Genomic DNA, 14,007 nt, shown 5'->3' on the forward strand with positions numbered 1-14,007 from the left:
GTCTACGCGCGTTAATGTGCGCCGAACTCAGCACCCACTGCGGGGCTTTGGAGAATGGGGAGCTTCAGATGCGTCGGATAGCCAGCCTGACCCGCGTCGCGGTGGGGGTCGCGTCGCTCGCACTCGCCGCCACGGCCTGCGGCGGCACCAGCAACGACAGCGGCAGCAGCGACAGCAGCAAGGACGCCAAGGGCCTCGCCATCGCGTACGACGTCGGCGGCAAGGGCGACCAGTCCTTCAACGACGCCGCCTTCTCCGGTCTGGAGAAGGCGAAGAAGGAGTTCGGCTACAAGACGGCCGACATCGAGCCCACCGACAACGAGACGGACGCCGACAAGCAGCAGCGCCTGGAGTCGCTGGCCAAGCAGGGCTACAACCCGGTCATCGGCATCGGCTTCGCCTACGGCCCCGCGCTGGAGAAGGCCGCCGCGAAGTTCCCGAAGACCACCTTCGGCATCGTCGACTCGGTCGTGCCCGGCAAGAACGTCACCTCCCTCGTCTTCGCCGAGCAGGAGTCCTCCTACCTCGCCGGTGTCGCCGCCGCGAAGGCCACCAAGAGCAACACGGTCGGCTTCGTCGGCGGTGTGGACGTGCCGCTCATCCACAAGTTCGAGGCCGGCTACACGCAGGGCGTCAAGGACACCAAGCCCGGCGTGAAGGTCCTCTCGCAGTACCTCACCCAGACCGCCGCCGAGGGCGGCTTCTCCAGCCCCGACAAGGGCAAGGCCGCCGCCGAGGGCCAGCTCGAGAAGGGCGCCGACGTCGTCTACGCCGCCGCCGGTCTCTCCGGCCAGGGCGTCATCCAGGCCGCGGCCAAGGACAAGAAGTGGGCCATCGGCGTCGACTCCGACCAGTACAAGCAGGAGCCGCTGGCCGCGTACAAGGACTACATCCTGACCTCCGCGCTCAAGGACGTCGGCGGTGCCGTCTACACGCTGGCCAAGTCGGTCCACGACGGCAAGCCGCTGACCGGCACGCAGACCTTCGACCTCAAGGTCAACGGTGTCGGCCTCGCCGACAGCAACCCGAAGATGGCGGAGATCTCCGGTCTCACCGACGCCGTCGCGAAGGCCAAGGCGGCGATCGTGGACGGCACCATCAAGGTCAAGACCTCCTAACCGCCCCGGACGCCGGATGAGGCACGGCGGGCCAGGCCCCGCCGTCCCCGCCCCGGCGCCGGAGACGGACGCGTGACTCCCGGAGCGGGCGGGCACCCCAGGTGCCCGCCCGCTCCGTCGTGCGCCGCCCAAGACGCCGGACGTGGTGCGCCGGGCCGGACGCCGGACGCCGTGCGCCGGGGCCGGACGCCGTGCGGCGCGCGTCCCGGAGGTCACCCATAGCCACCGTCTCTTCGCGGTCGGCAAGCCCCGGGCCCGCCCGCGGGTGGCGTCGGGCACAGCCGCATAACAAGGTGGACAGAAGGGGTTTTCTAGTTGGTCTACGCGCGTTAATCTGCGGCGAAGCCAGCGCCGAAGCTGAACCGTCAGGCGCTTGTACGACAGGAGCACAACACCATGCGCCGGGTTACCCGCATCGCGCTCGCAGGTACTGCGACCGCCTCTCTCGCCCTCGCTCTGTCCGCCTGTGGCGGCACCTCGACCTCCTCCAGCTCGTCCACGGACAGCAAGGGGGACAAGGGCCTCGCCATCGCGTACGACGTCGGCGGCAAGGGCGACCAGTCCTTCAACGACGCCGCGTACGCGGGTCTGAAGCGGGCGAAGGCGGAGTTCAAGTACGACACCGCCGACGTCGAGCCCACCGACGGCGAGACGGACGCGGACAAGACGCAGCGCCTGGTCTCGCTGGCCAAGCAGGGCTACAACCCGGTCGTCGGCATCGGCTACGCCTACGGCCCCGCCGTCAAGGCCGCCGCCGCGAAGTACCCGGACACCACCTTCGGCATCGTCGACGACTCCACCGTCACGGCGAAGAACGTCGCGGACCTGGTCTTCTCCGAGCAGGAGGCCTCCTACCTCGCCGGCGTCGCCGCCGCCAAGGCCACCAAGACCAACACGGTCGGCTTCGTCGGCGGTGTGGACGTGCCGCTGATCCACAAGTTCGAGGCGGGCTTCGAGCAGGGCGTCAAGGACACCAAGCCCGGCGTGAAGGTCCTCTCGCAGTACCTCACCCAGACCGCCCAGGAGGGTGGCTTCTCCAGCCCCGACAAGGGCAAGACGGCCGCCGAGGGCCAGATAGAGAAGAAGGCCGACGTCGTCTACGCGGCGGCCGGTCTCTCCGGTCAGGGTGTCATCGAGGCCGCCTCCGCCAAGAAGGTCTGGGCGATCGGCGTCGACTCCGACCAGTACAAGCAGGAAGCCCTCGCCAAGTACAAGGACTCGATCCTGACCTCGGCGACCAAGGACGTCGCCAAGGCGGTCTACAACGTGGCGAAGTCGGTCAAGGACGGTAAGCCGGAGAGCGGTATCGTACGGGGCGATCTGAAGTCGGGTGAGGTCGGTCTGGCCGACTCGAACCCGAAGTTCAAGAGCGACACCGCGATCCAGGACGCCGTCAAGGCGGCCCAGGAGAAGATCATCAGCGGCGAGATCAAGGTCAAGTCGAGCTGACCAGCAACACCTCAGGAGCAGCCAATGCGGTCCCGGGAAGGGTCGGGTACGCCTCCGTGTCGTCGGACACGCGAGGGTGCCCGCCCCGCCCCGGTCCCGCTTGGTAACCGCGGGGTTACGTCCGCTCAACGGGATACGAGGAGTCTGGCTCCCCGTATCCCGTTCTCGCGGCGCGTGGCCCCTTTCGTTGCCGTAGGGGCGCTACGCGCGTAGACGACCCCCTTTCCCTCAGGAGAGTGCGCCATCAACGCGTCCAGCAGCCCTCCGGCCGACGCGGTCGACGGTCAGGCGACCGCCGTCGAACTCGCCGGGATCACCAAGCGGTTCCCGGGCGTCGTGGCCAACCACGACATCCACCTCAGCGTCCGCAAGGGCACCGTGCACGCCCTGGTCGGCGAGAACGGCGCCGGCAAGTCGACGCTGATGAAGATCCTCTACGGCATGCAGAAGCCGGACGAGGGAACCATCGCCGTCGGCGGCGAACAGGTCACCTTCTCGTCGCCCGCCGACGCCATCGCCCGCGGCATCGGCATGGTCCACCAGCACTTCATGCTGGCCGACAACCTCACCGTCCTCGAGAACGTCGTCCTCGGCAGCGAGAAGCTCCACGGCATCGGCGGCAAGGCCCGCCGCAAGATCGTTGAACTCTCCGAGCGCTACGGCCTCGGCGTCCGCCCCGACGTCCTCGTCGAGGAACTCGGCGTCGCCGACCGCCAGCGCGTGGAGATCCTCAAGGTCCTCTACCGCGGCGCCCGCATCCTCATCCTGGACGAGCCCACCGCGGTCCTCGTGCCGCAGGAGGTCGACGCGCTCTTCGACAACCTCCGCGAGCTGAAGTCCGAGGGCCTGTCCGTCATCTTCATCTCCCACAAGCTCGGCGAGGTCCTCTCGGTCGCCGACGACATCACCGTCATCCGGCGCGGCACGACGGTCGGCACCGCCGTCCCCGCCGAGACGACCCCCCGCCAGCTCGCCGAGCTGATGGTCGGCAGCGAGCTGCCCACCCCGGAGACCTCCGAGTCGACCGTCACCGACCAGGCCGTCGTCCAGGTCGAGGACCTCACCGTCCTCGCGAAGGGCTCCGGCTCGCTCGCCAAGGGCTCGGCGGACCGGCTCAAGGAGGAGGTGGAGCGCGGCACCGTCCGGCTCGTCCTCGACCACGTCTCCTTCACCATCCACGCCGGCGAGGTCATGGGCATCGCCGGCGTCGAGGGCAACGGCCAGACCGAGCTGATCGACGCGCTGATCGGCCTCAAGGCCGCCGACTCCGGCGTCATCCGCTTCGCCGGCGGCGACATCACCGCATGGTCGACGCGCAGGCGCCGGGAGAGCGGCATCGGCTACATCCCCGAGGACCGCCACCGCCACGGCCTCCTGCTGGAGTCCCCGCTCTGGGAGAACCGCATCCTCGGGCACGTCACCGAGAAGCCCAACGCCAAGGGCGTATGGCTCGACATCAAGGGCGCCCAGCAGGACACCCGCCGCATCGTCGAGCAGTACGACGTCCGCACGCCCGGCATCGACGTCACCGCGGCCTCGCTGTCCGGCGGCAACCAGCAGAAGCTGATCGTCGGCCGCGAGATGAGCCACCAGCCGAAGTTCCTCATCGCCGCCCACCCCACCCGCGGTGTGGACGTCGGCGCGCAGGCGCAGATCTGGGACCAGATCCGCGAGGCGCGCCGCGAGGGACTCGCCGTCCTGCTGATCTCCGCCGACCTGGACGAGCTGATCGGCCTGTCCGACACGCTCCGGGTGATCTACAACGGCAAGCTGGTCGCGGACGCCGACCCCGCCACCATCACCCCGGAGGAACTCGGCTCGGCCATGACCGGCGCCGCCTCCGGCCACCTGGAGAACGAGGAGCTGGCCGAAGCGGCCGAGCTGGAAGAGCCCGCCGAGACCCCGGCAGACGGCCCGCAAGACGCCCCGGAAGACGAGGCCCGCTGATGAAGAAGTTCGACAAGGAGCGCCTGCTCCTCGGGGTGGCCGGACCGGTCATCGCGCTCGTCGTCGCCGTGGCGCTGACCTCGGTCGTGCTGCTCGCCTCGGGCAAGAGCCCGTTCGAGCCGTACTCGATCATGTTCCAGCAGGCGACGTACTCCGACATCCAGGTCCTGATCATCAACCAGGCCTCGCTGTACTACATCGCCGCGCTGGCGGTCGCCATCGGCTTCCGGATGAACCTGTTCAACATCGGTGTCGACGGCCAGTACCAGCTCGCCGCCATGATGGCCGCGATCGTCGGCGCGCACGTCGCGCTGCCGGCCGCGCTCCAGGTGCCGCTGCTGATCCTGACCGCCGTCTGCACCGGCGCGTTCTGGGCCGGCATCGCCGGTGTCCTCAAGGTCACCCGCGGGGTCAGCGAGGTCGTCGCGACGATCATGCTCAACGCGATCGCCACCTCCGTCATCGCCTACCTGTGGCTGCCCGACGTCTTCGGCGTCAAGCTCGGCAACAACAACACCACCGGCGAGATGCACAAGTCCGGCTGGGTCCCCGGCTTCGACATGGGCGAGTCCGGCGAGATCTACGGACTCGTGATCCTCGCGGCCGTCCTCGGCATCGGCTACTGGGTCGTCCTCAACCGCACCCGCTTCGGCTTCGACCTGCGCGCCTCCGGCGCCTCCGAGTCCGCCGCCGCGGCCAGCGGTGTCGACCCCAAGCGCATGGTGCTCACCGCCATGCTCGTCTCCGGCGCCATCGCCGGCCTCGCGGGCCTGCCGATCCTCCTCGGCGACACCCACACGTACAGCCTCAACTTCCCCACCGGCATCGGCTTCCTCGGCATCGGCATCGCCCTGCTCGGCCGCAACAGCCCCGTCGGCATCGCCTTCGCGGCCCTGCTGTGGGCCTGGCTCGACAAGGCGTCTCCCGAACTCGACTTCCACGGGTACGACAAGGAGATCGCGGTCATCATGCAGGGCCTGATCGTGATCGCCGTCGTCGTCTCCTACGAGTCCGTGCGCGAGTGGGGCCTGCGCCGCCAGCAGCGCCGCGTCGGCGCGGAACTCGCCGCGGGCCACGCCCTCGCCACCGACAACACCCAGAAGGAGGTGGCTGGCCGATGACCACCGCAACCGACGTCAACCAGCCCACGCTGCAACCCGCGGCTCCCACCGGCCGCCGGATGTCGCTTCCCGTCCTCCTGCTGGTCATCGCGGGCGGCCTGGCGCTGACCTCGATCGTCCGCATCATCACCGGCGCCGACGGCATCACCAACGTCAGCCAGATGTCGACCGCCCTCCAGCTCGCCGTCCCGATCGGGCTGGCCGGTCTCGGCGGTCTGTGGGCCGAGCGCTCCGGCGTCGTCAACATCGGCCTCGAAGGCATGATGATCCTCGGCACCTGGTTCGGCGCCTGGGCCGGCTACCAGTGGGGCCCCTGGACCGGTGTCCTGGTCGGCATCATCGGCGGCTGCGTCGGCGGCCTGCTGCACGCGATCATCACCGTCACCTTCAACGTGAACCACATCGTCTCCGGTGTGGCCATCAACATCCTGGCCCTCGGCGCCACCCGCTACCTCTCCCCGCTCGCCTTCGAGGGCAAGCAGGGCGGCTCCGCCAAGCAGTCCCCGCCGGTCGACACGCTCGGCCACTTCACCGTGCCCGGACTCTCCGACTGGCTGACCACCCTGAACTCCAAGGGCTGGTTCTTCATTTCGGACATCGCCGGTCTGCTCGGCGGCCTGGTCACCAACGTGTCCTGGCTGACCCTGATCGCCATCGCGCTGATCCCGGGCACCTGGTGGATCCTGTGGCGCACCCCGTTCGGCCTGCGCCTGCGCTCTTGCGGCGAGAACCCGGTCGCGGCCGAGTCGCTCGGCGTCAACGTCTACAAGTACAAGTACCTCGCCGTGATCATCTCCGGTGGTCTGGCCGGCCTCGGCGGCGTCTTCCTGTCCATCGTCGCCAACCCCTTCTACCTGGAGGGCCAGACCAGTGGCCGCGGCTACATCGGTCTCGCCGCGATGATCTTCGGCAACTGGATGCCCGGCGGACTCGCCCTCGGCGCGGGCCTGTTCGGCTACACCGACAGCCTCAACCTGCGCGGCGGCTCGGAGAACGTGCACGCCCTGCTGCTGCTCGGCGCGATCCTGCTCCTCATCGGCGCGATCTGGCTCGGCGTGCGCAAGAAGTACGTCTCCGCGGTCGCCACCCTGGCCGTCGGCGTCCTCGTCTTCCTCTGGTACTCGCTGACCAACGAGGTGCCGAACCAGATCGTCTCCGCCACGCCGTACGTCATCACGCTGCTCGTCCTGTCCCTGTCGGCGCAGCGCCTGCGCATGCCCAAGGCGGACGGCCTGCCGTACCGCAAGGGGCAGGGCAAGTGACCACCGGCGCGGACCTCGCGCCCGCCGACTGGGAGCGGCTGCGGGAGGTGGCCCGCGCGGCGATGCACCGCGCCTACGCCCCCTACTCGGGCTACCCGGTCGGCGCCGCCGCCCGCGTCGACGACGGCCGCACCGTCTCCGGCTGCAACGTCGAGAACGCCTCCTACGGGCTCTCGCTGTGCGCCGAGTGCGGTCTGGTCTCCGAGCTGCGCAACAGCGGCGGCGGCCGGCTGACGCACTTCACGTGTGTCGACGGGCGGGGCGAGATCCTCGTGCCGTGCGGGCGCTGCCGGCAGCTCCTGTTCGAGTTCGGCGGGCCCGGCCTCGTCGTGGAGACACCGGACGGGCGCCTGCCCCTCTCCGAGATGCTGCCGCAGGCCTTCGGGCCCGCCCATCTCCGCCAGTAACGCCGTGCGGCCCCTCCCTGCGCGACCGACCGTCGCCCGGAGGGGCCGCTCACCTTTTGGAAGGAAAGCCATGTCCGCCGTGTCAGCTCTGTCCATGGATGCCGTGTCCGTCATCCGCGCCAAGCGGGACCGCGCCGAACTCAGCGATCCGCAGATCGACTGGGTCATCGACGCGTACACCCGCGGCGAGGTCGCCGACTACCAGATGGCCGCGCTCAACATGGCGATCCTGCTCAACGGCATGAACCGCCGTGAGATCGCCCGCTGGACGGCCGCGATGATCGCCTCCGGCGAGCGCATGGACTTCTCGTCCCTCTCCCGCCCCACCGCCGACAAGCACTCGACCGGTGGCGTCGGCGACAAGATCACCCTCCCGCTGGCCCCGCTCGTCGCCGCGTGCGGCGCCGCCGTGCCGCAGCTCTCCGGGCGCGGCCTCGGCCACACCGGCGGCACCCTGGACAAGCTGGAGTCGATTCCCGGCTGGCGCGCGCTGCTCTCCAACGAGGAGATGCTGCACGTCCTCGACACCACCGGCGCGGTCATCTGCGCCGCCGGTGACGGACTCGCCCCCGCCGACAAGAAGCTCTACGCGCTGCGCGATGTCACCGGCACCGTCGAGGCGATCCCGCTGATCGCGTCCTCGATCATGTCCAAGAAGATCGCCGAGGGCACCGGTTCGCTGGTCCTCGACGTGAAGGTCGGCTCCGGCGCCTTCATGAAGACCATCGAGGACGCCCGTGAGCTGGCCTCCACCATGGTGGGGCTCGGCACCGACCACGGGGTGAAGACCGTCGCGCTCCTCACCGACATGTCCACGCCGCTCGGCCTGACCGCGGGCAACGCGCTGGAGGTCCGCGAGTCCGTCGAGGTCCTGGCCGGCGGTGGCCCCGCCGACGTGGTCGAGCTGACCATCGCCCTGGCCCGCGAGATGCTCGACGCGGCCGGCCTGCCCGACGCCGATCCGGCGAAGGCGCTCGCCGACGGCTCCGCGATGGACGTGTGGCGCCGCATGATCGCCGCGCAGGGCGGCGACCCGGACGCCGCGCTGCCCGTCGCCCGCGAGCAGCAGGTGGTGACCGCCCCGTCCTCCGGCGTACTGACCCGCCTCGACGCCTATGACATCGGCATCGCCGCCTGGCGGCTCGGCGCCGGACGCGCCCGCAAGGAGGACCCGGTGCAGGCGGGCGCCGGCGTCGAACTCCACGCCAAGCCGGGCGACACGGTCACCGCGGGCCAGCCCCTGTTCACCCTCCACACGGACACCCCGGACCGCTTCGACTACGCCCTTCAGGCAACGCGGACCGCCTTCGACATCGCCCCGACGAACACGCCCTTCACCCCGACCCCGGTGGTGCTGGAACGAATCGCCTGACCTGCGGTTTCCCCTTCCGGGCGGACGGGACCGGTGGACCCCCACCGGTCCCGTCCGGCGTTCGGCACAAGGTGCCGGTGACAAGCGTCGCCCCGGTCGTCGCGGCGATGAGTTCCGGGGGGCTCGGCGGTCTACTGAGTGTGGATTTCGCGACACCCGCCGTACTCGTGCTGCCAGGACTCGTCACCCGGGACGAGGTGTCCCGGCTGTGTGACGACGTCCGTGCCCGGCTGGAGGCGGCCGGGGGCGGGGTCGTGGTCTGTGATGTCGCCGGGCTCGGGCCGCCCGGTCTCGCCGCCGTCGACGCGCTGGCCCGGCTGGAGCTGACCGCCCGGCGGGCCGGGGGCCGGATACGCCTGAAGGACCCCGACCCCGCCCTGCGCGCCCTACTCGACCTCGTCGGCCTCCGCTTCGACATCTCTTCCGGTGCCGCCGGCTCCGGAGACGGCGAGTGCCGTGGCCTCCTCCGGGCCGTCCAGATGGAGCGGGAGCCCGAACAGCGGGAACCAGCGCGCGGTGTCGAGGAAGCAGTGGAACCCGGTGATCCGGCCCTTTGAGATCTCCAGCGCCTGCACCGCCCACGGCATGTAACCGCCGGATTCCTCGTCCGGCTTGTAGTGGGCGAAGCCCGGCAGCCCGTTCACCTCGACGGGGATCAGCCGCGAGTTCGCGCACGCGGCGCCCAGCGTCGTCATGAAGCCGGTGATGTCCGACGTGCCGCGCAGCCACAGGTCGAACGGCGGCATCGTCATGATCGCGTCCTCGTGGAGGAGCGCCGTCAGCGCCGTCATGTCGTAGCCCTCGAACGCCGCCACATAGCGCTCCAGGAGCTTCTGCTGCTCCTCGTCGAGCGGGTCGGAGGTGGCCGCGTCCGCGCCCTCCCCCTCGCGCTCGGCGAGCGTGGCGCGGGCCCGCTGGAGCGCGCTGTTGACCGACGCGACCGTCGTGCCCAGCAGCTCGGCGACCTCGCTCGCCTTCCACGCGAGGACCTCGCGCAGGATGAGCACCGCCCGCTGCTTGGGCGGGAGCTGCTGGAGGGCCGCCATGAAGGCCAGCCGCACGGACTCCTTGGCGACCGCGGTCTCCGCCGGGTCCCCGGTCATGGGCAGCACGCGGGCGTCGGGCATCGGCTCCAGCCAGGTGTTGTCCGGGCGGGGGGCGAGCGCCGCCTGGGCGAGCGGTGAGGGGCCCGTGAGGTCCATCGGGCGCGCTCTGCGGTTGCCCGCGCTGAGCATGTCCAGGCAGACGTTCGTCGCGATCCGGTACAGCCAGGAGCGCATCGAGGAACGGCCCTCGAACTTGTCGTAGCTGCGCCAGGCGCGGACCATCGTGTCCTGCACCGCGTCCTCGGCCTCGAAGGAGGAGCCGAGCATCCGGTAGCAGTACCCGGTCAGCTCGACCCGGTGCTTCTCCAGCCGGACGTCCAGGTCTGCCGTCGTCGCCGTGCCCTCGCTCATAGCCAACCCACCCCTGTGGCCGTTCTCCGCCCCGCGCACCATTGCGCCGGTCCTTCGGAAGCTACCGCAGCCCACTGACAATGGCCCCCGGAGCGAGGAAACCCGCAGGTCGCGGGGGCGGCGCCGGAGGCGTTCCGCGCCCCGTCGGCCAGTCCCCGCGTCCAGGTGGCGGGCTGGGGCGCGGCGGCTGTGGGAGCCGGGCGTTGAGCAAGCCTTGGGCGGTTGGCCGTTCGCGGGCCGGTACGGGTACGCGGCGGCTGTCCGTGAGCGGGCTCCCGAGTCCGGTGGGCGGGGCTGTCTGCGGGCAGGCCGCGAGCGAGCCCGATGTCCGCCGGGTCCGTCAGGGGCGGGGCGGCGGGTGCAGGTGTTCGTCGGGTTCGTCGGCACCGGTGCTCAGGGTCCGTCAGCGGCACACGCACCGCCCCCCCCGGGTGGCCGGTGTCCCCCCGGGAGGCGGCTCGGCGGGCCGTCGGCGTCGGCGCGCGGCGGCCCCCCGGCGGGCGAGGGGGCCGGTCGACTGGTCCGACGGTGAGGCGAGGGGCCGGTTCCGCCGCGTCCTCGGGGGCGCGAGTACCGCCGTAGGGCCGGGCGGCAGTCCGCGTGAGTGCCGCCGTACAGCCGGGCGTCAGAGGCTGAGGCCGGGGGCCGCCGCCGGGGCCGTCAGGGGCGCACGTACCGGCGTACGGGCTCGCCTCAGTGGGCCAGGGCCGGGCCTCTGCGGGCCGCCGTCCGGGCCGCGCGAGTGCCGAGGAGGGTGATGGAGACCACGCCGAGCACCGCCAGCAGGCCCATGACCACCGTGCCCGCCCAGCCCCCGGCGTGGAAGGCGACCGCGCCGAGCGTGCTGCCCGCGCTGGAGCCGATGTAGTACGCCGACTGGTAGAGCGCCGAGGCCTGCGCCCGGCCGTGCCGCGCGGTGTGGCTCACCGACGAGGACGCCACCGCGTGGCCCGCGAAGAAGCCCGCCGTGATGAGCACGAGGCCCAGCAGGACGAGGACCACCGAGTCCCCGAGGGAGAGCAGCAGACCCGCGGTCGTGGTGCCGCCCGCCAGGTACAGGGAGCCGCGGCGGCCGACCCGGTCCACCAGCCGGCCCGCCGTCGACGCGGACACCGTGCCCACGAGGTAGACCAGGAAGACCGAGCCGACGATGCCCTGGGGGAGCGAGAAGGGCGCCTCGGTCAGCCGGTAGCCGATGACCGTGTAGACCCCGCCGAACACCATCATGAACAGCGCGCCGATCGCGTACAGCCGGCGCAGCAGCGGGTTCGCCAGATGGTCGCGCACCGTGCGGGCCAGCACCCGGGGCCGCAGCGAGCCCTGGCTGAAGTGCCGGGGCGCGGGCAGCAGCAGCCGGAAGGCGACCGCGCAGGCCACGGCGAGCAGCCCGATCACGCCGACGGCCACCCGCCAGCCCCACTCCTGGGCGACCCACCCGGTGATCACCCGGCCGCTCATACCGCCGACGCTGTTGCCCGCGACGAACAGCCCGATCGCGGAGACCAGCGCCTTGGGGCGGACCTCCTCCGCCAGATACGCCGTCGCCGACGCGGGAAGGCCGGCCAGCGCCGCTCCCTGCACCGCCCGCAGCGCCACCAGCGCGCCGATCGACGGAGCGAAGGGCACGAGGAGACCGACGGTCACCGCCACCGCCAGGGACGCCGTCATGACCGTACGGCGCCCGAAGCGTTCCGAGAGGGCGCTCATCGGGAGGACGAACAGCGCGAGTCCGCCGGTCGCCGCCGACACCGTCCAGCTCGCCTCGCTCGCGCTGACCGCGAACTCCCCGGAGACCAGCGGGAGGAGGGCCTGCGTGGAGTAGAGGAGCGCGAAGGTGGCGACGCCCGCGAGGAAGAGCGCGAAGCTCATCCGGCGGTAGCCGGGCCCGCCGGGGGCCATACGCGAGTCGGTGGCGTCGCCGCCGGGGCCGGCGGCGGCGACGGCGGGGACGGGGGCGGGCGAGGTGGCGTCCACGGTGGTGGACGCCCCGGTACTGGCGGAAGGCATGCCCCGAAGGTAAGGACCCGCCGCTCATCCGTCCAATGCATGGAATCGCCATAATCGTTCCCATGGCGCATCAGCAGAGGTCAGAAGCTCACCTGTCACTGTCCGGTGACACAGAAGACACCGGGGGCATGGCCGCCGTGCTCGCCCCGCGCCTCGCCCACTTCGCCCAGGTCGCCCGCACCGAGCACGTCACGCGCGCCGCGCAGGAGATGCGGGTACCGCAGTCCACCCTTTCCCGCTCACTCGTCCGGCTCGAACAGGACCTCGGCGTCGACCTGTTCGCCCGCCGTGGCCGCACCCTGTCGCTCACCCCGGCGGGCCGCACCTTCCTCGCCTCCGTGGAGCGCGCCCTCGCGGAGATCGAGCGGGCCGCCGACGAGGTCCGCGCGGACGCCGACCCGGCCACCGGCAAGGTCGCCTTCGGCTTCCTGCACACCATGGGCTCCGAGACCGTGCCGGGCCTGATCCGGGCCTTCCGCGCCGACCATCCCCGGGTGCGCTTCAGCCTGGTGCAGAACTACGGCGAGGCCATGCTGGAGCGGCTGCGCTCCGGCGAACTGGACCTCTGCCTCACCTCGCCCGTGCCGGACGCCCCCGACCTGGTCGGCCGCCGCCTCGACGAGCAGAAGCTACGGCTCGTCGTGCCCGCCGACCATCCGCTGGCCGCCCGCAAACGCGTCCGTCTCGCCGAGGCCGCCGACGAGGCCTTCGTGACCCTGGAACCCGGATACGGAATGCGCCGGATCGCCGACGACCTGTGCCGGCAGGCCGGGTTCCGGCCGCGCATCGCGTTCGAGGGGGAGGAGGCGGAGACGCTGCGCGGCTTGGTCGCGGCCGGCCTCGGCGTCGCCCTGCTGCCGCCGCCGGCCGTCGCCCGCCCGGGAGTCGTGGAGCTGACGGTCACCGCGCCACGGGCCGTGCGCGAGATCGGTGTCGCCTGGCTCGACGGCCACCCCGACACCCCGCCGGTGGCCGCGTTCAAGAAGTTCCTGCTCTCCCGCAGAGGCCGCCTGCTGCCCGACTGATCGCCCCTCAAGAGGCGGGCTACCGGCGCAGCGACCGCCCGAAGCCCGCCGCCAGCGGCATCCGCAGGCCCAGCGGCGGCGGCGCGGCGAACGCGTCCTCGACCGGCCGGGAGTAGGAGTGGCCGAACAGTGAGCCCAGCACGAAGTCCTCGGCGAGGGCGATGACTTCGTGCCGGTGCTGGTGCAGCGCGTGCCCGTCCGAGTGGACCTCGAAGCGGCAGATGTCGCGGTTGGCCTTCTTGGCGCGTGCCGCGAGCCGGAAGGACAACTCCGGGTCGGTGCGCTCGTCGTTGGTGCCGTGCACGATCAGCACCCGGCGCCCGGCGAGCTGCTTCACCGGTTCGGGTGGTGCCGCGACATCGTCCTCGGGCAGCCAGGGGGCCAGCGCCAGCACGGAGTTGACGGCGCTGTGCCCGCCCGCCCGCAGCGCCGCCCGGGCGCCCATGTCGATCCCGGCCAGGCAGACGGGGACGTCGCCGTAGCGTCGTACGACCTCGTCCGCCGCCCAGGTCGCGTCGCCCGCGAGATGGGCCTCGGCGCCGTTCCAGCCGCGCACCCGGTAGTGCACGACATGCGTGACCAGGCCGTCCGCCCGCCCGCTCCGGGCCAGTCTGCGGCCGAGCGCGCGGACGGAGGCGGTCGCCATCAGGGGGGAGGGTCTTCGCGCCGAGGTCTCCTCGCCGCCGGGCAGCAGCAGAACAACCCCGCTGACCGCCGTCGGCTCCGGGCCGAGCGCCCTCCCCAGCCGGGCCATGCGAACCGGCGTCGCTTGCTGTGCCATGACAGAACAGTGTCAGAAGCATCGGTGTACGCCACCCGTCCGCACGGTCACCGTTACGTAT

At 71.5% G+C, this 14,007-nt stretch carries 11 protein-coding genes and 1 pseudogene; 9 read left to right on the forward strand and 3 right to left on the reverse strand.

Features of this window, described 5'->3' with window-relative positions:
• The first annotated feature begins 68 nt into the window (after positions 1-68).
• The 8 genes and pseudogenes from AB0912_RS20705 to AB0912_RS20740 form a co-directional block, all read left to right on the forward strand.
• Positions 69-1,118, forward strand: a complete 1,050-nt coding sequence (locus AB0912_RS20705) for a BMP family ABC transporter substrate-binding protein (RefSeq protein ID WP_366701728.1) — start codon at positions 69-71, stop codon at positions 1,116-1,118.
• 396 nt (positions 1,119-1,514) lie between these two features.
• A complete protein-coding gene (locus AB0912_RS20710) occupies positions 1,515-2,567 on the forward strand; it encodes a BMP family ABC transporter substrate-binding protein (protein WP_366701730.1) in 1,053 nt (350 codons plus the stop codon).
• Between the two features lie 243 nt (positions 2,568-2,810).
• Complete coding sequence (locus AB0912_RS20715; protein ID WP_366701823.1) at positions 2,811-4,514, forward strand: ABC transporter ATP-binding protein; 1,704 nt, start codon at positions 2,811-2,813, stop codon at positions 4,512-4,514.
• The gene (locus AB0912_RS20720) at positions 4,514-5,635 is read left to right on the forward strand and encodes an ABC transporter permease (RefSeq protein ID WP_366701732.1); all 1,122 of its coding nucleotides are present in this window, start codon (positions 4,514-4,516) and stop codon (positions 5,633-5,635) included. Before AB0912_RS20715 ends, AB0912_RS20720 begins: the two co-directional genes overlap by 1 nt.
• Positions 5,632-6,897: an ABC transporter permease gene (locus AB0912_RS20725; RefSeq protein ID WP_366701734.1), complete on the forward strand. Its 1,266-nt coding sequence runs from the start codon at positions 5,632-5,634 to the stop codon at positions 6,895-6,897. The genes AB0912_RS20720 and AB0912_RS20725 overlap by 4 nt, the downstream gene beginning before the upstream one ends.
• Positions 6,894-7,304, forward strand: a complete 411-nt coding sequence (locus AB0912_RS20730) for a cytidine deaminase (protein ID WP_366701736.1) — start codon at positions 6,894-6,896, stop codon at positions 7,302-7,304. The genes AB0912_RS20725 and AB0912_RS20730 overlap by 4 nt, the downstream gene beginning before the upstream one ends.
• A gap of 88 nt (positions 7,305-7,392) precedes the next feature.
• Complete coding sequence (locus AB0912_RS20735) at positions 7,393-8,676, forward strand: thymidine phosphorylase (RefSeq protein ID WP_366701825.1); 1,284 nt, start codon at positions 7,393-7,395, stop codon at positions 8,674-8,676.
• Positions 8,677-8,783: 107 nt separating this feature from the next.
• A pseudogene (locus AB0912_RS20740) lies at positions 8,784-9,023 on the forward strand (hypothetical protein); the annotation flags it as partial.
• Between the two features lie 39 nt (positions 9,024-9,062).
• On the opposite strand, the gene AB0912_RS20745 reads toward AB0912_RS20740, so the two are convergent.
• Together AB0912_RS20745 and AB0912_RS20750 are read right to left on the reverse strand one after the other, a co-directional pair.
• Complete coding sequence (locus tag AB0912_RS20745; RefSeq protein WP_366701738.1) at positions 9,063-10,133, reverse strand: sigma-70 family RNA polymerase sigma factor; 1,071 nt, start codon at positions 10,131-10,133, stop codon at positions 9,063-9,065.
• A 693-nt stretch (positions 10,134-10,826) separates the two neighbouring features.
• Complete coding sequence (locus AB0912_RS20750) at positions 10,827-12,140, reverse strand: MFS transporter (RefSeq protein WP_366701740.1); 1,314 nt, start codon at positions 12,138-12,140, stop codon at positions 10,827-10,829.
• 62 nt (positions 12,141-12,202) lie between these two features.
• On the opposite strand from AB0912_RS20750, the gene AB0912_RS20755 reads away from it, so the two are divergent.
• Positions 12,203-13,165, forward strand: a complete 963-nt coding sequence (locus AB0912_RS20755; RefSeq protein WP_366701742.1) for a LysR substrate-binding domain-containing protein — start codon at positions 12,203-12,205, stop codon at positions 13,163-13,165.
• A gap of 19 nt (positions 13,166-13,184) precedes the next feature.
• Here the strand turns inward: AB0912_RS20755 and AB0912_RS20760 are convergent, their stop codons facing one another.
• A complete protein-coding gene (locus AB0912_RS20760) occupies positions 13,185-13,946 on the reverse strand; it encodes an alpha/beta hydrolase (RefSeq protein WP_366701744.1) in 762 nt (253 codons plus the stop codon).
• Between the last annotated feature and the right edge of the window lie 61 nt (positions 13,947-14,007).

Origin of the sequence: Streptomyces sp. NPDC007084, from assembly GCF_040703595.1 — a bacterium.
Taxonomy (GTDB): Bacteria; Actinomycetota; Actinomycetes; order Streptomycetales; family Streptomycetaceae; genus Streptomyces.